This window comes from Pseudoalteromonas sp. MMG012, from assembly GCF_018100875.1.
Classification (GTDB): Bacteria; Pseudomonadota; Gammaproteobacteria; order Enterobacterales; family Alteromonadaceae; genus Pseudoalteromonas; species Pseudoalteromonas aurantia.
On the sequence record NZ_JAGJEF010000039.1, the window covers coordinates 1 to 24000 of the forward strand.

Below are 24000 nucleotides of genomic sequence, written 5' to 3' on the forward strand. Positions count from 1 at the left end.
AATAGTACAAGTGCAATCGTTGGTTAATAAAAAAGCGACAAAATTGCCGCTTGAAGTGGTTATTGATATAGGTATGTAATAAGACACCTATATCAGTGTTGGAAGATGTTTAATATTTAGAAGGCATATTTTGCGGAAAGTTGTAAACGGTTGATATCACCGTCTAAGCCACTTTGTGTTTCTCGAGTACCGACTTTATATTCAGCACCAAATGTGAGTTTTTTTACTGGAGAATAAAGGAGGTTTGCACTGTAGCTCATGCTCGATTCGGTCGGGTCGCCAGTGATTGTCAGTAAGCTTGTTTCATTGTCAGCAGAAAAGAACGAATATAAAAAAGTAGAACGTAATTGTGTATTCCAATGATGCTGATAACTAATGAAGCCAGAGGTTGAGTCAATGGCGTGTAAATTTGTGCCATCATACACCGCACCATTGGCAACGTTTAGCCCAACATACCGGCCAAGCCCCTTACCTTGTGTGATCATGAATTTGATATTGTTTTTACCTAAATTAACTCGACCGGATGCACTAACGCCGAGCGAAGTTTCACTTTCGTCAGCCTCGCCTATCTTGTAAGTAAGTTGGCGAGCTAGGGCACTGATAACAATATTTCCCCAATCTGCTTGATGGTTATACCTAGCTGTAAAATCGGGCATACTCGCATCATCGGTAACAACTCTTCCTTTGTCCGCAGTAGTGATGGTGCTTTCGGGGTTTTCTGCTGAAAAAGACCAATTACCGACCGAGTACTTCGCCATTGCTTGGCGTACGAATACAGTCCCTTCTCCTGGGCCGACAAAATCGAGCGTTTCAGGTAATGCGCCCACATTTTGGAAGTTTGACCATGCTTGACCAAATAGCCAGCCTTTGTATGTTACGAAAGCTTGTCTTAAACGTGGTGAGTAGGAATTACTCACGCGTTCATTACCGCCAGTTGAAACAATAAAATCTAATTCGATTTTAGTTTTTATCTCACTCCCATCAGTAAGCTTTGTTGCTGTACCAAAGTTGAATCTAGATTGCCGAGCATGCATATCGAATACGGCATCTTCAGAGTGTGTTGCTGACACGGGGGTTGTACCAGGCACGTAAAAATCTCTTCCTATGTGTGCACTAGGTAATGTGCCATCAGAAAAGTCGCTCCATATGGCATCTAACTTTACATATCCGCCATAATTGACTGTGGTATCTCCAATGGCCGCCGCATAAACCGGTGCACTCAATGCACTAGAAACAGCGAACGCTGTAAGGGTTTTTATTGTTAAATTTTTTATTGTCATAATGATTGTTCCTTATAGCCACGTTGGTAGACAACGACGCTTAATATAGTAACGGTTCATCATCACTTTTGATGAACCATGCGCTTTACTCAATTATCTATTGGTCTATTAGACTAAGGTGGCAAGGTTGAGTTGAAGTGGGTTGTACCTATTTGAGGTGCGATGGATATCATATAAAATTATGTGATTTATCAATATTGTCGTGTAATTCGCATTATTATAATGTTTGAAATAGTGAAACGTGTAGAGCGGTGAAGTTGTTAAAAAATTCACTTCATATACAACTAAGGTCTAATACTCTCCTGTGCGCTGCTGAGTGATCCTTGATGAAAGCCGTTTGGCAAGTAATTTACCTTGGAGATGACTATGTCACAGAGCATTTATCCTGTTCCTGAATCAATCAAGAACGCCGCACTTATTGATAATGATCAATACAATGAAATGTATCAGAAATCGATTGATGATCCGCAAAGTTTTTGGGCTGAGCATGGGCAGAGATTAGACTGGTCTAAACCCTATTCTAAAGTAAAGAACACCTCATTTGATAAGGGGCATATTGCGATTAAATGGTTTGAAGATGGGGAATTAAATGCATCTTTCAATTGTATAGATCGTCATTTGGAAGATAAGGCTGATAAAATTGCCTTGATTTGGGAAGGTGACAATCCTGATGATGGTGAAAATATAACGTATCAGCAACTTCATGATGAAGTTGCTAAATTGGCAAATGGTTTGAAGAAGTTAGGCGTTAAAAAGGGTGACCGTGTCGCTATCTATATGCCTATGACACCTCAGGCTGTTTATGCAATGCAAGCATGTGCACGAGTTGGCGCGGTGCATTCTGTTGTATTTGGTGGTTTCTCTCCTTCTGCAATTGCTGACAGAATTAAAGATTCGGGCGCTAAGATTGTCATTACATCAGATGAAGGTCGTCGTGGTGGTAATGCGGTGCCACTTAAAGCCAACGTGGATGAAGCTGTTGCACAAGAAGGGGTGACAAGCGTCGAGCACGTGATCGTACATCAGCTTACAGCAGGTGAAGTTGAATGGCATGCACATGATGTGTGGTGGCATGATCTAGTGGCTGATCTGCCCGCTAGTTGTGAGCCAACGCCAATGAATGCAGAAGACCCTCTTTTTATACTTTACACATCTGGGTCAACAGGCCAGCCGAAAGGGGTTGTCCATACGACTGGAGGGTACTTGGTTTATTCTTCAATGACACATGAATACGTTTTTGATTTAAAAGAAGATGATGTTTACTGGTGTAGCGCTGATGTAGGTTGGATCACCGGACACAGTTATATTGCATATGGACCTTTGATTAATGGGTGTACACAGGTTGTGTTTGAGGGGGTGCCAACATATCCAACAGCAGGTCGTATGGGAGAAATTGTAGATAAACATAATGTGACAATTTTATATACAGCACCCACCGCGATCCGTGCGCTCATGGCCAAAGGAGATGAACCCACAGCCACTTCGCAGCGCTCCAGCTTGCGAGTTTTAGGTTCTGTAGGTGAGCCAATTAACCCTGAAGCATGGACTTGGTATTATGAAAGTATCGGTAACAGCCAGTGCCCAATTGTTGATACTTGGTGGCAAACCGAAACGGGTGGCATCATGATCACACCACTGCCTGGCGCGACAGATATGAAGCCAGGATCTGCAACTCGACCATTTTTCGGTATTGCACCTGCATTATTTGATGCGCAAGGTGATACGTTAGATGGGGCAACGGATGGTAATTTAGTTATTTTAGACTCTTGGCCGTCGCAAGCTCGAACGGTTTATGGCGATCATGAGCGTTTTGAGCAAACCTATTTTTCGGCTTATCCGGGTGTTTATTTTACAGGTGATGGTTGCCGCCGCGATGAAGATGGTTACTACTGGATCACAGGACGTGTGGATGATGTGCTTAATGTATCAGGTCATCGCTTAGGAACTGCTGAAATAGAAAGTGCACTGGTAGCACATGAAGCTGTTGCTGAGGCCGCAGTTGTTGGCTATCCACATGAAATTAAAGGCCAGGGTATTTACGTTTATGTGACGCCAAATGAAGGAATAGAAATTAATGAGGCGTTAACCAAAGAGGTTAGAAATTGGGTGCGTAAGGAGTTAAGTCCTATCGCGTCGCCAGATATGATCCAATGGTCACCTGGGCTACCAAAAACACGTTCTGGTAAAATTATGCGCCGAATTTTACGGAAAATAGCAGCAAATGAATATCAACAGTTAGGGGATACGTCTACACTTGCTGATCCGAGTGTAGTAGAGGAACTCATCGAAAACAGGTTAAATCGTTAATAATGCGTTAAAAACTTGAATTTCATTGGATTCTAAACGTACTATATCGGCTGTCCTCTTTAAGGTGACAGCCGAATTTTTAGGAGTAAAGCATGAATCAATTTTTAATCGCAGATGACCACCCCTTATTTCGGGAGGCTTTGAAAGGTGCGCTTCAAACTCAATTTGAAGGGTTGGAAGTTTTTGAATCTGAAAACTTTGAAACAACTTTATCGGTTCTTTCTGTGCAAGAGGAGCTAGATTTATTACTGTTAGATTTACATATGCCAGGCAGTGGTGATTTGTATGGTTTGATCCGAATTAGAGAAGATTACCCAAGCTTGCCTGTTGTGGTTATTTCAGGCAGTGAAGATTTGGCAATTATTTCTAAGGTAATGGGTTATGGCGCTATGGGGTTTATTCCTAAAGCATCATCTTCACAGGATATTGCCAATGCGATAAAGCAAGTGCTGGAAGGAGACAGCTGGCTACCCGAGGCCATTAAAGACAAAGTTGCGGGTCTAAAAAGCGAAGAGCAAGAAGTGGCACAGCAGGTCGCCTCATTGACACCTCAACAATATAAAGTGCTACGATATTTACATGAAGGTTTATTGAATAAACAAATTGCTTTTGAATTACATATATCAGAGGCGACAGTGAAAGCGCATATAACGGCAATATTTCGAAAGTTAGGGGTATATAATCGTACTCAGGCTGTGCTCATTGCATCGAAATTGCAATTGGAACCAGTTGAAGCGTTAGCTTAATACGAAATCAGGAATGAGCTCAGTATCACTCCTGCCATAATTAGTTAAAAACGACGGTTTTATTGCCGTTAATGAAAACTTTGTGTTCTGATGCTAATTGCAACGCTTTACAGAATACCGTTTTCTCAACATCTCTGCCCATTTTAGCCATGGCTTGTGCGGTATCTGCATGACTTACTTGTGTTACATTTTGCACAATAATTGGCCCTTCATCGAGTTCATCATTAACAAAGTGCGCTGTTGCACCGATTATTTTTACGCCGCGTTCAAATGCTTGGTGGTAAGGTTTCGCGCCAATAAAAGCCGGTAAAAATGAATGATGAATATTAATTATTTTTTTGTTAAAGCGTGCTACAAAATCGGGACTCAAGATACGCATGTATTTGGCTAATCCAATAAGATCAGGGTGATAGCTCGCAACCAAATCACCAGTGACTTTATCATGTTGCTCTCTGGAGAGGCCGTCATGAGATACGCAATGAAATGGTACACCGAAGCCTTTAACGAGAGGTTCCAAATCTGGGTAGTTAGCAACAACCGCTAATATTTCAATATTTAACGCTTGCTCGAACTGTTTAAGCAGCGCACCTCCTAAGCAATGCGCTTCTTTGGTCGCGAGTAACACTAATTTGGTTTTTTCATTATTATGTAAAGCAACATCAGCGCCATTGGGTAGCTGTTGACGTAATTGATTTAGGAAGTTATCACTGGGTTGCCCTGTTAATTCAGTGCGCATAAAAAAGCGAGTCCCGGCTTTATCTACGAATTCGTTGTTACGCGTAATGTTTAGGTTGTGCTCAAAACATAAGTTGGTGATTTTGGCGATTAAGCCGACATCATCCGTACATTGTGTGGTTAATATATAATTCATCAATCCTCATTCCTATATGATGTGTGTGTATGTTTTTAAAATCAGCAAGCTAATATAGAATAATTATTTCAACCAAAAAACCTTTCATTCACCTTTTATTCTATGTTTTGCGTCATGGATATCAGTCATTAACGACGATGGTTTAATAACGCTTTCAGTTTTGCAGGCTTAATCGGTTTTGACAAATAATGGATATTAAGCGCTTTGACTTGTGCTTTTAGCTCTACATCGCGCATTGCTGTAATTAATATTGCCGGTACACGGTGTTGCCAAATTTCCCGTAAAGTTTTAATCAGTGTAATACCGTCACATTCAACGCCCAGCTGGTAGTCCATTAATATCATGTCAGGTGCTTTATGCTCTTTTGCAAAAAGTAAAACGTCATTAACTTGCTCAAAGAGCTGGTAGTGAACTTGCCATTTCTTTAAGAGACTTGCCATCGCGGCTAGATTGTTAGGATCATCGTCTACTGCAATGACAGAGAATGGGTGCTGGTTACTATGATTATGTTGTAATAGTGAACCTAGTTCTTGGCGCTGAGGTGAGAGTAATTCATCGCCATAGGGCACTTCAATGCTAAAACGGCTTCCAGTACCAGGAATTGAGTGAACTTGAAGGGTAATACAAAGTAGATCACATAGTCGCTTTACCACACCAAGTCCCAATCCTACCCCTTTATTATCGTGGTTTTGTATTCGATAAAAATCATTAAAAATTTTGTTAAGTTCCAATTTATTTATGCCTGGGCCTGTATCCCAGACTTCTAATCGCAGGCTATGTTTACGAGAGCGACAAGCAATCAATACTTTGCCTGAAGCGGTATATTTAACTGCATTAGAGACTAGGTTTTGAATAATTCGGCGTAAATAAGTGGTGTCGCTATGTACAATATGATGTGCGCTGCGTACTTTGAGCTGTAAACCTTTTTCTTTGGATAGCATGGCATATTCATTTGCAAGCGGCGTGAGAATATCTCCAATATCAAAGTGTCTTGGAGAGGGTTTCATCGCACCTTGTTCCAGCTTAGCAATATCAAGCAAGGCAGACATTAGGTGGACTGTAGAATCTAGGCTGTCTCCGAGTTTATTAAAGTTTCCTTGATCGTGGGGTGTTAAGGTGTGCGCATTTATGGCTGCTAGATAGAGTCTTGCAGCATTGAGAGGCTGCAAAATATCATGACTGGCAAGTGCTAGAAAGCGGGTTTTACTATCATTTGCACGTTCGGCTTCTTTTTTTGCGCCCATCAGAGCATGCTCGGTTTCTATCCGGCTGGCAATTTGTGCTTCTAAGTCTGTATTGATTGTTCTGATCTCTTGGGTGCGTGCTTCAATTCTATTTTCGAGATCCATATTGATTTCTTCTAACGCATTTTGGGTGGCTATGTGCATTGTGATATCAGAAAAGCTGGTAACAAATCCGCCTTCTGGTAACGGATTACCAATCATCTCATATACTTGGCCATCTTGGCGGTGACGGATGAAGTGATGTGAAGTCCCATTGCGCAAGTGTTGAACTCGTTTCTCTACTTGGCGCTCTATTTCACCTGGGCCACATTCTCCGCGTTTGGCATTAAATCGGATAACTTGCTCAATCGGTAGCCCAACCTCTAGAAAGCTTTCAGGATAATCAAACATTTCACTATAGCGTTTATTCCAAGCAACGAGTTTGAGTTCTTTGTCTACTACGGAAATACCATGGCTGAGATTTTCTAGTGAGGTGAAGAGCAGATTTTGGTTAAACTGTAAAGCTTGCGTCGTCTCGTCAAAGAAATTGACCACTTCTTCGAATGCCATTTGCTTTCCTGAAGCGACGGTGTGTATGAGTGCTTGTGCTGATGATGCACCCAGTACACCGGTTAGCGAACGTTCACAATACGCGATAAATTCGGGAAGGGGATGGGCATTGTTATCATCAATATCATGGCTAAGCATGTAATGGCTTAGCAGTTGGTTTGAACGTTGGACACCTAGAAAGGTTTGTAATAGTACTTTAAAATCATAGATGGTCGCTTTGACATTTTTATTTAAGCGTTTAGCCAGTGTGGCTTGTTCTTTTGGATTAACAAATGCTGCAGCTTGAATTTTATCGATTAAACGTTCATGCGCAGCTAAAGAAAAGCTCACGTAGCAAAAAATGTTTGCAAATAGAGCGATAAGTGTCCCCTGAGTGATAACACTTTGGCGAAAGTCATAACTCATTACTGCACCAGCATCCAGTACTGGCAACATTAAAAATAATACCCAGCAAATGAATCCAGCAAATAAACCTGCGTAGACACCATAAGCATGACCTTTACGCCAATACAAACCGAAAATAATAGCGGGTAGTAATTGAGTCACTAAGGAAAAGGCAACGAGTCCCATACTGGCAAGTGCTTCTCCATGACCAAACCACTGTTGGTACAAATAGGCAAGCAGCAAGATAGCTGCGATGATAAATCGGCGAATAAGTAGAATTTGTGACTTATAGTTTTTGGTTAGCGTATTAAGCTTAAATTTACGTTTTAATAGAAGTGGTAAAACGACGTCATTGGACAGCATAGTACTGAGTGTCAGTGTTGCAACAACAATCATGGCTGTTGCCGCAGATAAGCCTCCAATGAATACAAAGGTGGTAATAATGGGATGTCCTTGCATTAAAGGAAGTGCCAATACGAAACTATCAGCAGCGACGCCTACGCCTATTTGAGGGTGTATGGCGGCTGTTGCGATGGGAATGATCATGGCAGCTGTAAGCATAAGGTATAAAGGGAATGCCCAACGAGCAGTATGTAAATGACGACGATCTTGGTTGTCAACGACAGTGACGTGGAATTGACGGGGCAAACAAATAATGGCAGCCGCGGCCATCAAAGTTTGACCGATGAAGTTAAAATTTATCAAATCAAATTTTTGCCAATGTATCAACAAAGAGGAAAATGTATTGGGTTGTTTGTATAATGTGACAAACGCCAATACTGCGACAGCCGCCAATGCAATGAGTTTGATTAAAGATTCAAACGCGACTGCCAGCATTAAACCGGAGCGATATTCAGTGACATCAACCTTTCGCGTTCCAAAAAATATTGCAAATAAGGCCATAATTAAGGTGCCACTTAACGCTAGAATTGTGCCAGAGATTTTTTCACCTTGCTGTAACAATAAAAAACTACTGCTGAGTGCCTTTAATTGTAAGGCTATGTAGGGGATCGTCGCTAATAAAGCAATGAGGGTTACGAGTACGGCAGTGCTTTGGCGTTTGCCGTAGCGAGCGGAAATGAAGTCAGCAATCGTGGTAATATTTTGTTTTTTGCTCACCAACACCAGCTTTCGCAAAAAGCCGTGGGCGAATAAAAATAATAATGCAGGGCCTAACAAAATAGGTAAATAATGCCAACTACTTGCTGCGGCAGTGCCTACCGAACCGTAATAAGTCCATGAAGTACAATAAATTCCTAATGATAGCGCATACACAAATGGGTGGTGGCTAATTTTTAATGCACGCGGAGTCGTTTTATCACCCCAATTTGCAATCCAAAATAGGGCACCTATGTAGCAAAGCGCTACCAATGTTAAAGCTGCTGTCATGGTTATTCTTATTCTATGAAGGTATTTTTAGCTTATCACATAAGCAAATTATGTCTGCAATCTCATTCACGACAACTATATTTAACATTTTGTTTTATATGGCTATGTGGCATTTTAAGACGATGTTTTAGACTAATGTCTTATAACCAATGTTGTGGTTAGTTCATCAATGTGGTTTTTTTCGTCATTCATTGTAAGTTTATGTTATCTATTAACTTTATTAATAGATAAAGCTGGTCATATACCGGTTTACGTAAACGTAAGGCTTGCGTTACGACTAAGGTCTCAATTTCATATTGCAGTGACGTTGCTAAGGTAAATAGTGACAATTAACACCAATACAGCTTGGCTGTGAAGAAGTGAAAGGGTATACAAATGGCTTTTAAAGACGAAGAACAAGCAAAAGCATACTGGTCAGAAAACCTCGCGCTAATGTTTAAGTTATTGGCAATCTGGTTTGTAGTGTCATTTGGTTTTGGCATCTTACTGGTTGACGTACTAAATGAAGTCCGTTTTTTTGGGTTTAAATTGGGTTTTTGGTTTTCACAACAGGGCGCTATTTACACCTTTGTCGCTCTGATTTTTGTCTACGTATTCAAAATGAATTCGCTTGATAAAAAGTATGGCGTAGACGAATAGGAGCAAGAAGATGGACGTACAAAATCTCACATTTATTATTGTCGGTTTGAGCTTTGCGCTTTATATCGGCATTGCAATTTGGGCTCGTGCAGGCTCAACGAATGAATTTTATGTGGCGGGCGGAGGCGTGCCACCATTTGCCAATGGTATGGCAACTGCTGCGGACTGGATGAGTGCAGCATCATTTATTTCCATGGCTGGGATCATTTCTTTTGCTGGATATGATGGTGGGGTATATCTAATGGGCTGGACGGGGGGTTATGTGTTGTTAGCCTTGTGTTTGGCACCTTATTTGAGAAAGTTTGGCAAGTTTACTGTACCAGACTTCATCGGTGACCGTTATTACTCACAAGTAGCACGAATTGTCGCTATTCTATGTGCTATCTTTATTTGCTTTACGTATATCGCAGGGCAAATGAGAGGTGTCGGCGTCGTGTTTTCAAGATTCTTAGAAGTTGATATTGAAACCGGCGTTTATATCGGTATGGTCATTGTGTTCTTTTATGCGGTACTAGGGGGTATGAAGGGGATCACTTACACGCAGGTTGCACAATATTGCGTATTGGTATTCGCATATTTGGTACCCGCAATTTTTATCTCTTTGATGATGACTGGACATTTCCTACCACAAACAGGGTTTGGAGCAACATTGGCTGATGGCTCCGGTATGTATGTATTAGATAAGCTCGATGGACTCAGTGCTGAATTGGGGTTTGCACAATATACTGAAGGTTCCAAAAGCATGATAGATGTATTCGCTATTACAGCTGCTTTAATGGTTGGTACAGCGGGTTTACCTCATGTTATTGTTCGATTTTTTACTGTTCCAAGAGTGAAAGATACGCGTATTTCAGCTGCTTGGACATTGGTTTTTATCGCCATTGTTTATACGACGGCACCTGCTGTTGCATCATTTGCTCGAGTAAATATGGTTGATACCATTAATGGCAAAGATGGGAGTGGCACGCTGTATAGCGAAGCTCCTGCATGGGTAAAAAACTGGGAAAGGACCGGCTTAATCACGTTTGAAGATAAAAATGGTGATGGAAAAATGTCTTATTCTGCGGGTAAAGTTAGCGATCCAAATAGTGCCAATGAGGTAAAAATTGACCGTGACATTATGGTATTGGCAAACCCTGAAATAGCAGACTTACCAGCATGGGTTATTGCGTTAGTGGCGGCAGGTGGCATTGCGGCAGCGTTATCGACGACAGCTGGTTTGTTATTGGTTATCTCTACGTCGGTATCTCATGACTTATTGAAACGAACACTCAAGCCTGATATCAGTGATAAACAAGAATTACTCGCTGCACGGCTCGCGGCCATGGTTGCTATTGTGATTTCAGCATACTTTGGTATTAATCCCCCTGGATTTGTCGCATCCGTGGTTGCCTTTGCATTTGGCCTCGCGGCAGCGAGTTTTTTCCCTGCTATTATCATGGGGATTTTTTCTAAACGTATGAATAAAGAGGGCGCTATTGCAGGTATGGTGTCAGGGATCACCTTCACAGCAGCTTATATTATCTATTTCAAATTTGTCAGCCCAGAATTAAATACACCGGCAAATTGGCTATTCGGTATTTCACCTGAAGGGATTGGCATTGTTGGAATGGCCGTTAACTTCTTAATTGCTGCAGTAGTATTGAAATTGACCGCTGACACGCCAAAAGAAGTGCAAGATATGGTGGAGAGCATCCGCAATCCAAAAGGATCTCTCGCGGCGCATGCACATTAAAGAGTAAAAAAGCCGTTGGCTCAGAGTCTCTTCTGGGCCAACAATTTTTAGTAAAGTGAAGCGTATATACGCATAAGTATTTTCCTGAAAATTGTTTATAAAGGAATGAAATATGGCGGCACAAGTGCAGGATGTTGTGGAATTTAGTCATAAACAAATGCCGTTTAGTCATTTACCTCATGGTGCAACATCCTATTTTGCTCGTCATTTACAAGTGGTATATTTAACCCGAGAAAATCAAATGCAATGGCTACAGACTGGGGAGGTCAATTTATATTTAGTCCGTTCTGGTGTGTTTGATTTGGTCTCTATACACGGTGATACCATTACACGCTTAACTGAAGGTGATTACTTTGGTTTTCCTTCATTATTAACTGGCGATAAAATACAAAGCCATTTACAGGTTGTTACTGCGGGTTTACTTTATGTATTAGATCAGCAAAGTTTTGATTATTTACGCAGAGAGTATAGGGGATTTGAACAACATTTTGTGAGAGCTCATGCCAACCGGTTGCTTAGTTCTCAATATAAAACACGTGACCAAAGCTGGTCTGAGCGTAAAATCAGTGAACTCATGTCATCGAATATTATTACCGCTAGTGCTCAAGTGAGTATCACAGAAGCAGCCATGAAAATGCGTCACTATGGGGTATCTTCGTTAGTTATTACTGATGAAAATACGTTACTTGGGATCGTAACGGATCGAGATTTACGTAATCGTGTTTTAGCTTCAGACATTGCGCCGAGCACGTCAATCCAATCGGTCATGACTAAAAACCCAAAATCTATTTTCGAGAATAACCGAGCATTTTCAGCATTACATTTAATGCTTAAACATAATATTCATCACCTCCCAGTACTAGATGAAGCGTATAAGCCGTTAGGTGTTATCACCAGTACAGATCTATTGCGTCAACAAAAAAGTGATCCAGTACAACTTATTGGGAAAATTTACAAAGCAAGCAGTGTGGCGGAAGTGAAGCGTTATTCAAGTGACATTCCGGAATTACTAAAGCAGTTTTCAAATAATATTGAAGATATTTCGGTTATTGGAAAATTGTTGAGCGGATTAACCGATGCATTAACCGCTCGATTAGTGCATTTATATCAATTAGAACACGGCCAAGCGCCTTGCACGTTTAGCTGGATTTGCTTTGGCTCACAAGCTAGAGAGGAGCAAACACTGCACTCAGATCAAGACAATGGTATCTTGTTGGATGCAAACATCACAGCGAAACAGCGAGTGTACTTTGCACATTTGGGGGCAACGGTATGCGAGCAGTTAGTTGAGTGCGGGATCAAACGTTGTCCCGGCAATGTAATGGCCAGCAATGAAGCCTGTAGAGGCACTGTTACGCAATGGCAAAGCCGGTTTGTTACTTGGATTAAGGAGCCGACTCCTAAAGCGATGCTTAATTGTAAAATCTATTTTGATCTACGCTTGATTGATGGATCAAAATCGCTTTATCAAGATTTATGCGCTGCATTAGATATGATCCGTCGAGATGAGCTGTTTTTTTCAGCTATGGCTACAGACATTAATACGAATTCAGTCCCTATTGGGTTATTTCACCAATTTAAACTAGAAAAAGGGAACACTCAACATAAGCATCTCGATCTAAAGCGACGTGGCATTGTGATCATTAATGATCTTGTCCGCCTTTATGCGTTAAATGTTGGTATTTATAAAGCAAACACGTTGGAGCGATTGGATGCTTTATTAAAATTTGACGTATTGAGTAGTAACGATGTGTATGACCTGAAAGACTGTTGGCGTTACCTGACACAACTTCGCTTAAAAACCCAGATAAAAAGGGAAGGGCTGCCGAGTAATTGCATTGATCCAAAGACTTTAACGTCATTGGAGAAGCATCAGTTAAAAGAAGCTTTTCACTTAGTGCGACATGCACAGCAAGCGAGTGCATTCAAATTTACTAGGGCGAGCTTGTGATGGAGCTGTATCCCTGGTTGCTGAGGTACTTGAGAGAGTATAAGTTAAAGCAGAGTTATTTTGATCAGCAAAAATACGTAATTATTGATTTAGAATTAACGGGGTTAGTCCCTAGTGAGCATGAAATTGTTTCAGCTGCATGGTTAAATATGCGTGCCTCTAAAATTGATTTATGCACTGCAGGTTATATGTTGAACAAAGAAGTGCAAGATTTGTCACAGAGTACGATTTACCATGGTATTGATGATGACGATTTGCTGGAAGGGAGCAGTTTAAGAGGACTTATAGCTTCTTTGGCGACAGCAATTAATGGTCACGTATTAGTGTGTCATAATGCTGTACTTGATTGGGGGTTCATTCAACGAGTCGCATCAATGTATCAATATCGAATTACGCCCAAAGCAATTATTGATACGATGAAGATAGAAAAGCGGCGTTTGTTAGCACAAGGAAGACCATTAACTCAGGATAGTTTGACATTATCTGCATGTCGTGCCCGTTATGGCCTGCCCGAATATAAACAACACGATGCATTATGTGATGCATTGGCAACTGCAGAACTACTGTTAGCCCAATATTCGGCTATCAGCATGGGTCGCCGAGAAAAACTGAGTATAATTATTTAAAAATATTGCCATTTCCCTTAGACATTTTTCCTTGGTCGATTACAATAGCGCCATCTCAAAAGGGAACATCCCTATCATCTATGCTAAAGGCTGGATTTTCAATTCAATGGCAATCAAACTGGCTATAAATGGTTTTGGTCGTATAGGACGTAATATTGTACGCGCCCTGTATGAATCTGCTCGTCAACACGAGATCCAAATCGTTGCGATAAATGAGCTGGCGGATCCCAAAGGGGTTGCGCACCTACTTAAATACGACACGTCGCATGGTCGCTTTGCCTTTGAGGTGGAATATGAGGCCCCATATTTGAACGTTGCTGGAGATCATATTCAGTTGTTTTCAGAGCCAGACCCTGGAAATTTGCCTTGGCAAGCATTAGATGTTGACGTGGTATTGGAATGCACTGGTGTATTTCATTCACGACAAGATGCAAACGTTCATTTAAAAGCGGGTGCAAAGAAAGTACTTTTTTCTCAACCAGCAGATGCCGATGTTGATGCGACCATTGTTTATGGCATTAATGATGATGAGTTATTAGAAACAGACAATATTGTTTCGAATGGCTCATGCACAACCAATTGTATTGTACCCGTGATAAAAGTGTTAGATGATGCTTTTAGTATCGAGTCAGGCGCAATAACAACGATTCATGCATCAATGCATGACCAACAAGTGATTGATGCCTATCATAGCGATTTACGACGGACACGAGCTGCGAGCCAATCAATTATTCCCGTTGATACAAAACTCGCGCGGGGTATTGAGCGTATACTTCCTAAATTTCATGGACGTTTTGAAGCAATTGCGGTGCGTGTTCCGACGATAAATGTAACCGCAATGGATTTAAGTGTGACGTTAAACCAAGATGTGGAGTTATCTTCCATTAATCAAGTGCTAGAAACCGCATCCAGTGGCCGCCTTGATGGAATTTTAAGCTACACCGAGGAACCATTGGTCTCAGTAGATTTTAATCATGATCCGCATTCTTGTATTATTGATGGCACACAAACACGTGTTAGTCATAAACGACTCGTAAAATTATTAGTGTGGTGTGATAACGAGTGGGGGTTTGCTAACCGTATGCTCGACACTGCTGTAGCCATGATGGTTGCCAAATAAAGAGTTCATATTCATAAGTATCGTTTAGTAAGGAGATGTTAATGTCAGTCATTAAAATGACGGATTTAGATTTAAGCGGCAAGCGCGTTTTAATTCGTGAAGATTTAAATGTGCCTGTAAAAGGAGGTAAAGTGACCTCTGATGCACGGATCCGCGCATCTTTACCCACTATAAAATTAGCGTTACAGCAAGGCGCTAAAGTAATGGTTATGTCTCACTTAGGGCGTCCAACTGAAGGTGAGTATGATGAGCAATATTCATTACAACCAGTTGTTGATTATCTAAACGATGCACTTGAGCAACCAGTGCGTTTAGAGAAAGATTATTTAAACGGCGTCGAAGTAAGTGAAAACGAAGTTGTTGTGTTTGAAAATGTTCGTTTTAATGTTGGCGAGAAAAAAGACGATGAAACGCTTGCCAAGCAATTAGCAGCATTGTGTGATGTGTATGTTATGGATGCGTTTGGTACAGCACATCGTGCTCAAGCATCAACACATGGCGTAGGCTTATTTGCCGAAACAGCGTGTGCAGGCCCGCTTTTAGCCAATGAACTAGAAGCGTTAGGAAAAGCACTTGATAACCCAGCGCGTCCTTTAGTTGCCATTGTAGGTGGCTCTAAAGTCTCTACAAAATTAACTGTGCTAGATTCGCTTTCTACGGTCGTTGACCAGCTGGTCGCTGGTGGTGGAATTGCAAATACGTTTATCGCAGCTGCTGGAAACCCGGTGGGTAAATCCTTGTATGAAGCTGATTTAATTGCTGAGGCTAATAAGCTTACTGCAGCTGCAAAGTTGAACAATGGTGAGATCCCAGTACCAACTGATGTTGTCGTTGGCAGCGAATTTTCTGAGTCAGCAGTTGCAACAATAAAAGATGTTGCTGATGTGACTGAGGAAGACATGATATTCGATATTGGTCCAGATACAGCGAACACGTTAGCAAAAATTATAGAAAAAGCGGGTACAGTGGTTTGGAATGGCCCTGTTGGCGTATTTGAATTTGATCAATTTGGAAATGGCACAGAGGCAATTGCAAATGCCATCGCAAAGTCTAATGCATTTTCAATAGCCGGTGGTGGAGACACGCTGGCAGCCATTGATAAATATGGTGTAGCAGATAATATCTCTTATATCTCAACTGGTGGTGGTGCCTTTTTAGAGTTTTTAGAAGGGAAAAAATTACCAGCAGTAGCTATGCTTGAGAAAAGAGCAAACGCTTAATATGAATTTTGGCCAGCGATTGCTGGCCTAATTATTTACTAAATGTCGCTCTCACATTTGATATTTGGTACTTAAATATTGTCTGAAACAGACAATGTGATGTAAATCACACACAAATTATCCCGTTCAAACTAGATGATAGTGACTGTCATCGACTATTGGAGAAAGCAATATGGCTTTAATCAGTATGCGTCAATTACTTGATCATGCAGCAGAGTATGGTTATGGCGTTCCTGCCTTCAACGTAAACAACCAAGAGCAAATGCGCGCCATTATGGAAGCAGCAGACAAGACAAATAGTCCTGTTATTGTTCAAGGTTCAGCTGGTGCACGCGCTTATGCTGGTGCACCATTTATTCGTCATATGATCCTTGCGGCCGTTGAAGAGTGGCCTCACATTCCAGTAGTAATGCATCAGGATCATGGGACATCACCTGGAATTTGTCAGCGCTCAATTCAACTTGGTTTTTCATCTGTGATGATGGATGGCTCTTTGCTTGAGGATGGTAAAACGCCTTCAAGTTACGAGTATAATGTAGATGTTACGCGTCGCACAGTTGATATGGCACACGCATGTGGTGTTTCGGTGGAAGGTGAGCTAGGCGTGCTTGGTTCATTGGAGACCGGTGAAGCTGGTGAAGAAGATGGTATTGGTGCAGTTGGCAAGTTAAGCTTAGATCAATTACTAACAGATCCTGAGGAAGCAGCTGATTTTGTAAGTAAAACAGGGGTAGATGCGCTTGCAATTGCTTGTGGTACATCTCATGGCGCTTATAAGTTTACACGTCCGCCGACAGGGGACATTTTAGCGATTAACAGAATCAAAGATATCCATTCACGGATCCCTAATACACACCTTGTAATGCATGGTTCTTCTTCAGTTCCCCAAGATTGGTTAGCCGTGATCAATGAGCATGGTGGCCAAATTCCTGAAACGTATGGTGTGCCAGTAGAGCAGATCATCGAAGGGATTAAGCACGGTGTGCGTAAAGTGAATATTGATACCGATTTACGTTTAGCTTCAACGGGGGCAATTCGCCGTCATTTAGCAGAGAATCCTGCTAACTTTGATCCACGTAAATACTTAGCTGAAGCAACGAAAGCAATGACCGCAATTTGTGTTGACCGTTATGAAGCATTTGGTACAGCAGGAAATGCAGCTAAGATCAAACCAATTTCATTAGACGATATGCACTTGAAGTACTTATCGGGTGAACTTGATCAACAGATCAAATAATAACTAACACACCTGAATAAATTAAAGCTCCGAATATGGGGCTTTTTTTTGGATCATTATTTTATTAACTTTCTTTACTCACAGGCAAAATCATAACATATTGATAAAAAACAATAATAACTTATTCTCAGGGCCCCAATTAGAGCAAGTTGATGTTAAGATCATGTTGGGATCACGATTGTACTAACGATATCCAATGTAGATCAAGATTGTACTAATTGATCACGGTTTAGTGCCTATTTCACTTGGTTTACGCCGCGTTAGTCATTATGTTTATACTGTTTGATCTAACTAAAGTGGCGTAAAGCTAGTAAAAAACTGATCCCAAACAGGATCATGTTAGTAAGATTTTGATCCTGATAAGTTGGGTTGATATAAATTTGATCTGTTCCTAATCACTGACTTGATCTATTTAGAATTACAGCTAATTTTTAACTTAGACAATAATTATATGAGCATCGTATGGACTCGGTGTTTTCCTCTTACAATTATGAGGCTGCGCTAATATGAAAACCAAATTATTACTCTCTCTTTTTACACTCTGCTTGCTTGTAATATCTGATGTTACGCTAGCGAATGAAGTTAAAGTCTATGGTCGAGTTCACGCCGGTTTACAGTTTAGCGATACGGGCGATGAAGATGAAACATCGATTAAAAGCTATGCGTCGAGGATGGGCCTTAAGGGTAAAGCGAAGATAAATGAGGGTGTTGATGTTTTCTTTAAATATGAATTCGAAGTTAATCCAGTAGATAACGATAAAGATGGTAAAGATGGTGATAATATCACCGCCCGATCGCAATATGTTGGGTTAAAAGGTAGCTACGGGGAAGTACTTGTTGGACGAAATGACACTCCAGTGAAAAAATCGCAAGGAAAAGTTGATTTAATGAACGATTTTACCTCTGATAATAAGGCGCTATTTGCAGGGGATAACCGCCTGGGGGATACGATTCAATATACCTCTCCATCACTTAACCATATGAAGTTTGTGGTTAGCTATATTGCGGAAGATAACAGTAAACAAGATGGAGAAACAGGGGTATCTATTGCGGGCGTGTACGGTGATAGTAAATTGAAAAAAACACCTGTTTACGCCAGTGTTGCTAGGGATTCAAAAGTTGCAGGACGCGATATTACACGGGTTGTATTGCAAGGAAAGCTAGGCGATGTGACATTAGGTGGCTTATACCAGCAAAGTGAAAAAGTGGATAGTGATGATTCTGTTGATAGCTTTGTTGTCAGTGCCGCGTATAAACTCCCGAATAGTTATAAATTATTAGCTCAATATCAAGACACCGATGGTGCTGAAGGTAAATTGAAAGATTCTGGAAACTCGACGTCGTTAGGTGTTGAGAAAAAGCTATCTAAACAAGCGCGTATGTATTTATGGTATTCCAAATTTGATCTTGATAACTCAGCAGATCAAGACCATATGGCGTTAACATTACGTTATGATTTTTAAAAAAACTTCCTAAAAAATGACATGATATAGTCATAATACCTTGTTAAAAAAATCGCTTAGCGCAAATAGTTAAGCGATTTTTTAGCAGGTTTTGTAGATCCACGTTACACTTTCATAAAACTGTCACACTTAGTCATAATAATGAAAACATCTTCGGTAATGAAAGAGAATATTGGGAATGTCACGTAAAGTACTTGTAGTTGATGATGAAGCACCTATCAGGGAGATGCTGGTATTTGTGCTGGAACAAAATGGGTTTCAAGCGATTGAAGCAGAAGATTACGATTCAGCAATTACGGCGATGGTCGAACCATACCCAGATATGGTGCTGTTGGATTGGATGTTACCAGGTGGCAGTGGGATTCAAATCGCGAAAAAGTTTAAGCAAAGTGAATATACGCGTCAGATACCAATTATTATGCTAACTGCGCGTGGTGAAGAAGAAGACAAAGTAAAAGGCTTAGAGGTTGGCGCCGATGATTACGTCACGAAACCTTTTTCTCCAAAAGAATTGATGGCGAGGATCAAAGCAGTGATCCGTAGAGTATCGCCGACTTCTTTAGAGGAGGCCATCGAAGTTCATGGTCTGCGCCTTGATCCTATATCACACCGTGTAACGTCGGCTGGCAATGAGTTAGATATGGGACCGACAGAGTTTCGTTTATTACACTTCTTTATGACACACCCAGAGCGAGTATATAGCCGAGAACAATTACTTGATCATGTCTGGGGTACTAATGTCTATGTTGAAGATCGTACTGTTGATGTACATATCCGTCGTCTACGTAAAGCGATAGCACCTTTAGGTCATGATAGATTAGTACAAACTGTGCGCGGTGCCGGCTATCGGTTTTCAAGTAAGCTGTAGCGGCATTATGAATTATATTTAGGGTCCATCGTATATGTACCGAGTGATTAATAAGCAGGCGTTGTTTAAGCGCCTGTTTTTGTATTTTTTACCACTAACTTTGATCGGTATTTTGATTGGTGCACCTTTTATTTTATTGTTTATAGGTGCGTTGTCTTTACTGCTTTGGCATTATCATCAGCTATATAGATTAAGTGATTGGTTGCTTAACCAACGAAGTTTTAACCCTCCTGAAGGTGAAGGAGCATGGGAACAAATATTTGAAGGAATATATCATTTACAACATCGAAACCGCAAAAAGCGCAATGAGTTAGCAGAATTGATACGTCGCTTCCGCGAAGGTGCAGAGGCGGTGCCCGATGCGGTTGTAGTATTGCAACAAGATCTCAGTATTGTGTGGTGTAATCAACTTGCTTTAAAAGTGCTAGGGTTGCAGTGGCCGACAGATCACGGTCAGCGATTAGATAACTTGATCAGGGATCCTAAGTTTGTTAAATACATGCAACTGCATCACTTTGATGAGCCGTTAGAGCTAGACTCAAGCCATGCAAATGATCAGGTACTCGAATTTCGTGTTATGCCATATGCTGAACAGTTGATGATGGTTGTCCGGGATATCACGCGTTTAAAGCAACTAGAGCAAATGCGTAAAGATTTTGTGGCAAATGTTTCACATGAACTGAGAACACCATTGACGGTTGTTACGGGTTATTTAGAAATGATGGATGCTGATAATATGCCACCGCCTATGATGTGGGAGAAAGCGCATACAACCATGATTGAACAATGCAAACGCATGGATAGCCTAGTAAATCAATTATTATCATTATCACGTATTGAAGGTGCAAGGCGACATGAGAAAGACAGGCCCGTTAATGTACCTGCTATGCTTGCCTTAATTCAAACTGAAGCATTATCTGTTAACCAAGACAAGCAGCACGAAGTTGTATTTGATGTAGATCCACTTTTAGATATTTTAGGGTCTGCTGATGAATTACGCAGTGCGTTCTCTAATCTGGTGTTTAATGCGATTCATTATACAAAACCACATGGCAAAGTCGTTGTCTCTTGGCAGTACAATGATAAATCAGCTTGTTTTTCAGTGAAAGATAATGGTGATGGTATTGCCCCTGAGCATATTCATAGATTGACGGAGCGTTTTTATCGTGTTGATAAAGCACGTAGCCGTAAGACGGGTGGCTCTGGGTTGGGGTTAGCAATCACTAAACATGTGCTAACAAGGCATGATTCTAGTTTAGAGATCCAAAGCACGTTGGGAGAAGGATCATGTTTTTCTTTTTCCTTCACGCAAGATAAAGTAAAAATTATGACAGATGGTGAAAGTCATGAAACTGTCACTTTAGAGTAATTTTATTGTCATTAAGTCGCGGCAGAATGAATCGCGTTATTTAATGGGAAGAACAATTGGAGCAACCCAAATGAAATTCAAAAGTTTAGTCGCCGCTATGGGCGTAGCTGTAACAACACTTGTCGCAACACAGGCGTCAGCGTTAGATAAAAACCTAGTTGAGTATAATAAAACGAGTGGTATTTCAGGTAATTTTTCTTCAGTTGGTTCTGATACCCTTGCCAATATGATGACCTTCTGGGCTGAAGAGTACAAACGTATTTACCCTAATGTGAATATTCAAATTCAGGCAGCTGGCTCTTCAACAGCGCCTCCAGCATTAACAGAGGCAACTTCTAACTTTGGCCCAATGAGCCGAAAAATGAAGTCAAAAGAAATTGAAGCCTTTGAGAAACGTTATGGATATAAGCCAACAGAAGTCCGTGTAGCTATTGATGCACTTGCCGTTTTTGTACATAAAGATAATCCGATTGAAGGCTTACGCATTGATCAAGTTGACGCTATTTTTTCATCAACACGTAAGTGTGGTGCTACAGACGAAGTTAAGCGTTGGAGTGACGTAGGTTTAGCTGGAGATTGGGCTGCCAAAGATGTTCAACTTTATGGACGTAATTCGGTATCAGGTACATACGGTTACTTTAAGAAAAAAGCTCTGTGTAAAGGCGACTTCCGTAATAACGTGAATGAACAGCCTGGTTCGGCATCTGTTGTACAGTCAATTTCATCATCTGTGAATGCTATTGGTTACTCGGGTATTGGTTATAAAACGTCAGGTGTACGTACTGTACCATTAGCTAAAAAAGGTAATAACTTTGTTGATGCTACATTAGAAAATGTTGCTAAAGGGAAGTACCCATTATCTCGATTTTTATATGTTTATGTAAATAAGCACCCGAATAAAGCATTGTCACCTATTGAAGCTGAATTTCTAAAAATGGTTTTATCAAAAGATGGACAAAAAATTGTTGAGAAAGATGGTTATGTACCACTTTCAAGCAAAATGGCGACCGTTGAACTGAAAAAACTTGGTTTACTGTAGGAATAACAGATAAAAAACCGCTCATTTGAGCGGTTTTTTTGTAAAATTAACTTATTGGTACTGCCGAGTTTTACTCTTCGTCAGTTGCTGGGCTTGAACTTTGCACTGATTAAAAGTTTCAATACATTCATTATTACATATTTGATGTGACATTGTTTCTGGTGTATTACTGTTCACACAGCTTGTTTCACATTGATAATTTTGTTGAGCACATTGATTCAATTCTGCTGAATTGTTACTTTGGCATGCACTTAATAGTAATATTGCACAGAGTGACAGTACAGTTTTCATCTTACTTCCTTCTAGATAGAGACTTGTAAGTTATCTATTAAGCGTACTGATCCTAAAAAGGCAGCCGCTAAGATCACCAAGTGATCATCTCCAAGTGTAGCAGGATTTAGTGTATCTTTATTTGCGATAGCAAAGTAATCAGCTTTTAAACCTTTTTGTTCTAGTGACACTTTTGCATCGGCTTCTAATTGAGCAAAGTTGTGGTTACCCGCTTTAAGTTGAGTCGAGATCTCTAGTAGGGATTGATAAAGCGCTTTCGCTGTTTCCTTCTCAGTCTCGCTTAAATAGCCATTACGAGAACTCATTGCCAAACCTGAGAACTCTCGCTGTGTTGCAACACCGACAACTTCAATTGGCATCGAAAGGTCGCGTACCATGGTTTTGATGACTTGCAGTTGCTGATAATCTTTTTCACCGAAACATGCGAAATCGGGTTGTACCATGTTAAATAATTTCGTCACGATGGTTGCAACGCCTTTAAAATGGCCAGGCCTTTTACCACCGCAATAACCCAGTGATATACCAGGCACATCGACATAGCTCTGAGCACTTAAGCCATTAGGGTATATAGATGCAACAGAAGGTGTAAAAACAATATCAGTGCCAAGCTCTGCTAGCCCTTTTTTATCTTCGTCTAGGGTGCGAGGGTAATTATCTAAATCTTCATTTTCACCAAACTGCATAGGATTGACAAATATACTGACAACAACTTTATCTGCGAGTGTTTTGGCTTTTTCAACAAGTGAAAAGTGTCCTAAATGCAAATTCCCCATTGTTGGTACAAACGCAATGCTCAGCCCTTGCTGTCGCCACGCTTTAATTTGGCTACGTAATGATTTAATTTCTGAGGTTGATTGCATTAACTAAACTCATGTTCGCTAGTTGGAAAGGTGCCCGATTTAACGTCGGCGCAGTATTGTTTAACTGCTTCTGGCATGTTGCCCGTTTCAGCTAAATAGTTTTTGGAAAACTTAGGAATATAACCCGCAGAAATCCCAACAAGATCATGCATTACTAATATTTGTCCATCGGTATCTTTACCTGCCCCAATGCCAATGACTGGAATATTAACGGCTTCAGAAATACGTTTGGCAAGTGCTGAAGGAATACACTCAATGACGAGTAGCTGTGCACCAGCTTGTTCTAAGGCTTGTGCGTCAGCAACCATTTTATCAGCCTGTGCTTGTTCTCGACCTTGTATTTTAAAACCTCCAAACACATGGACTGATTGTGGTGTAAGGCCTAAATGGCCGCATACAGGAATGCCTTGTTGGGTGAGAGTTTGAATAGTTTCATATAACCATTCGCCACCCTCTAACTTCACCATATTGGCACCAGCACGCATTAATTTAGCAGCATTATCACAGCTTTGTTGTGGATTTGCATAGCTCATAAATGGCATGTCTGCGACCACAAATAGTTCTTTACTTCCAGCGCGCACACAACGGGTATGGTAAGCAATTTCATCGGAGGTCACTGCTAACGTATCATCAGCGCCTTGTAATACCATACCAAGTGAGTCGCCAACCAACACAATGTCCACGCCATTGTCATAAAATAATTTTGCGAAGCTTGCATCATAGGCGGTTAACGCCGTAATTTTGTTCTGCGCATGTTTCATCTTCGCCAACGTTGACACTGTTACTTTAGCCATGTCCATTCCCCTTGATAT

General features: G+C 40.9%; 19 protein-coding genes. 13 read left to right on the forward strand and 6 right to left on the reverse strand.

Annotated features, from left to right (window positions below; all coding sequences use genetic code 11):
• Window positions 1-116: 116 nt before the first annotated feature.
• On the reverse strand, window positions 117-1280 hold the full coding sequence (locus J8L97_RS13530) for a DcaP family trimeric outer membrane transporter (RefSeq protein ID WP_192508658.1): 1164 nt from the start codon (window positions 1278-1280) through the stop codon (window positions 117-119).
• Window positions 1281-1646: 366 nt separating this feature from the next.
• Between J8L97_RS13530 and acs the strand changes: the two genes are divergently transcribed.
• Together acs and J8L97_RS13540 are read left to right on the forward strand one after the other, a co-directional pair.
• Window positions 1647-3587, forward strand: coding sequence for an acetate--CoA ligase (acs, locus tag J8L97_RS13535; RefSeq protein WP_210997259.1), 1941 nt, complete (start codon window positions 1647-1649; stop codon window positions 3585-3587).
• A 92-nt stretch (window positions 3588-3679) separates the two neighbouring features.
• A complete protein-coding gene (locus J8L97_RS13540; RefSeq protein WP_210997258.1) occupies window positions 3680-4333 on the forward strand; it encodes a response regulator transcription factor in 654 nt (217 codons plus the stop codon).
• A gap of 40 nt (window positions 4334-4373) precedes the next feature.
• Here J8L97_RS13540 and purU read toward each other — a convergent pair whose 3' ends face one another.
• Both purU and J8L97_RS13550 read right to left on the reverse strand, forming a co-directional pair.
• Complete coding sequence (gene purU / locus J8L97_RS13545) at window positions 4374-5204, reverse strand: formyltetrahydrofolate deformylase (RefSeq protein WP_211050403.1); 831 nt, start codon at window positions 5202-5204, stop codon at window positions 4374-4376.
• 128 nt (window positions 5205-5332) lie between these two features.
• On the reverse strand, window positions 5333-8770 hold the full coding sequence (locus J8L97_RS13550) for a PAS-domain containing protein (protein WP_211050405.1): 3438 nt from the start codon (window positions 8768-8770) through the stop codon (window positions 5333-5335).
• A 375-nt stretch (window positions 8771-9145) separates the two neighbouring features.
• On the opposite strand from J8L97_RS13550, the gene J8L97_RS13555 reads away from it, so the two are divergent.
• The 11 genes from J8L97_RS13555 (at window position 9146) to J8L97_RS13605 (ending at window position 22037) form a co-directional block, all read left to right on the forward strand.
• Window positions 9146-9409: a DUF4212 domain-containing protein gene (locus J8L97_RS13555; RefSeq protein ID WP_010362403.1), complete on the forward strand. Its 264-nt coding sequence runs from the start codon at window positions 9146-9148 to the stop codon at window positions 9407-9409.
• Between the two features lie 10 nt (window positions 9410-9419).
• Complete coding sequence (locus tag J8L97_RS13560; RefSeq protein WP_210997256.1) at window positions 9420-11144, forward strand: sodium:solute symporter family protein; 1725 nt, start codon at window positions 9420-9422, stop codon at window positions 11142-11144.
• Between the two features lie 112 nt (window positions 11145-11256).
• Window positions 11257-13095 carry a DUF294 nucleotidyltransferase-like domain-containing protein gene (locus J8L97_RS13565; protein ID WP_211050407.1) on the forward strand — a complete coding sequence of 613 codons (1839 nt, stop codon included), beginning with the start codon at window positions 11257-11259 and terminating at the stop codon, window positions 13093-13095.
• Window positions 13095-13721, forward strand: coding sequence for a 3'-5' exonuclease (locus J8L97_RS13570; protein ID WP_211050438.1), 627 nt, complete (start codon window positions 13095-13097; stop codon window positions 13719-13721). The genes J8L97_RS13565 and J8L97_RS13570 overlap by 1 nt, the downstream gene beginning before the upstream one ends.
• Before the next feature lie 106 nt (window positions 13722-13827).
• A complete protein-coding gene (gene epd, locus J8L97_RS13575; RefSeq protein WP_192508651.1) occupies window positions 13828-14841 on the forward strand; it encodes an erythrose-4-phosphate dehydrogenase in 1014 nt (337 codons plus the stop codon).
• A 41-nt stretch (window positions 14842-14882) separates the two neighbouring features.
• Window positions 14883-16061 carry a phosphoglycerate kinase gene (locus tag J8L97_RS13580; protein ID WP_192508650.1) on the forward strand — a complete coding sequence of 393 codons (1179 nt, stop codon included), beginning with the start codon at window positions 14883-14885 and terminating at the stop codon, window positions 16059-16061.
• A gap of 172 nt (window positions 16062-16233) precedes the next feature.
• On the forward strand, window positions 16234-17298 hold the full coding sequence (fba, locus tag J8L97_RS13585) for a class II fructose-bisphosphate aldolase (RefSeq protein ID WP_192508649.1): 1065 nt from the start codon (window positions 16234-16236) through the stop codon (window positions 17296-17298).
• A 506-nt stretch (window positions 17299-17804) separates the two neighbouring features.
• The gene (locus tag J8L97_RS13590) at window positions 17805-18761 is read left to right on the forward strand and encodes a porin (protein WP_192508648.1); all 957 of its coding nucleotides are present in this window, start codon (window positions 17805-17807) and stop codon (window positions 18759-18761) included.
• Between the two features lie 178 nt (window positions 18762-18939).
• Window positions 18940-19629, forward strand: coding sequence for a phosphate regulon transcriptional regulator PhoB (gene phoB, locus J8L97_RS13595; RefSeq protein ID WP_211050409.1), 690 nt, complete (start codon window positions 18940-18942; stop codon window positions 19627-19629).
• 34 nt (window positions 19630-19663) lie between these two features.
• A complete protein-coding gene (phoR, locus tag J8L97_RS13600; protein WP_211050411.1) occupies window positions 19664-20998 on the forward strand; it encodes a phosphate regulon sensor histidine kinase PhoR in 1335 nt (444 codons plus the stop codon).
• A 70-nt stretch (window positions 20999-21068) separates the two neighbouring features.
• Window positions 21069-22037 carry a PstS family phosphate ABC transporter substrate-binding protein gene (locus J8L97_RS13605; protein ID WP_210997252.1) on the forward strand — a complete coding sequence of 323 codons (969 nt, stop codon included), beginning with the start codon at window positions 21069-21071 and terminating at the stop codon, window positions 22035-22037.
• Between the two features lie 51 nt (window positions 22038-22088).
• Here the strand turns inward: J8L97_RS13605 and J8L97_RS13610 are convergent, their stop codons facing one another.
• From J8L97_RS13610 to panB, 3 genes are read right to left on the reverse strand one after another with little or no spacing between them, the layout of a single operon-like run.
• Window positions 22089-22328 carry a hypothetical protein gene (locus tag J8L97_RS13610; RefSeq protein ID WP_192508645.1) on the reverse strand — a complete coding sequence of 80 codons (240 nt, stop codon included), beginning with the start codon at window positions 22326-22328 and terminating at the stop codon, window positions 22089-22091.
• 11 nt (window positions 22329-22339) lie between these two features.
• The gene (gene panC, locus J8L97_RS13615) at window positions 22340-23188 is read right to left on the reverse strand and encodes a pantoate--beta-alanine ligase (RefSeq protein ID WP_211050413.1); all 849 of its coding nucleotides are present in this window, start codon (window positions 23186-23188) and stop codon (window positions 22340-22342) included.
• On the reverse strand, window positions 23188-23982 hold the full coding sequence (gene panB, locus J8L97_RS13620) for a 3-methyl-2-oxobutanoate hydroxymethyltransferase (RefSeq protein ID WP_211050415.1): 795 nt from the start codon (window positions 23980-23982) through the stop codon (window positions 23188-23190). Before panB ends, panC begins: the two co-directional genes overlap by 1 nt.
• Window positions 23983-24000: the final 18 nt, after the last annotated feature.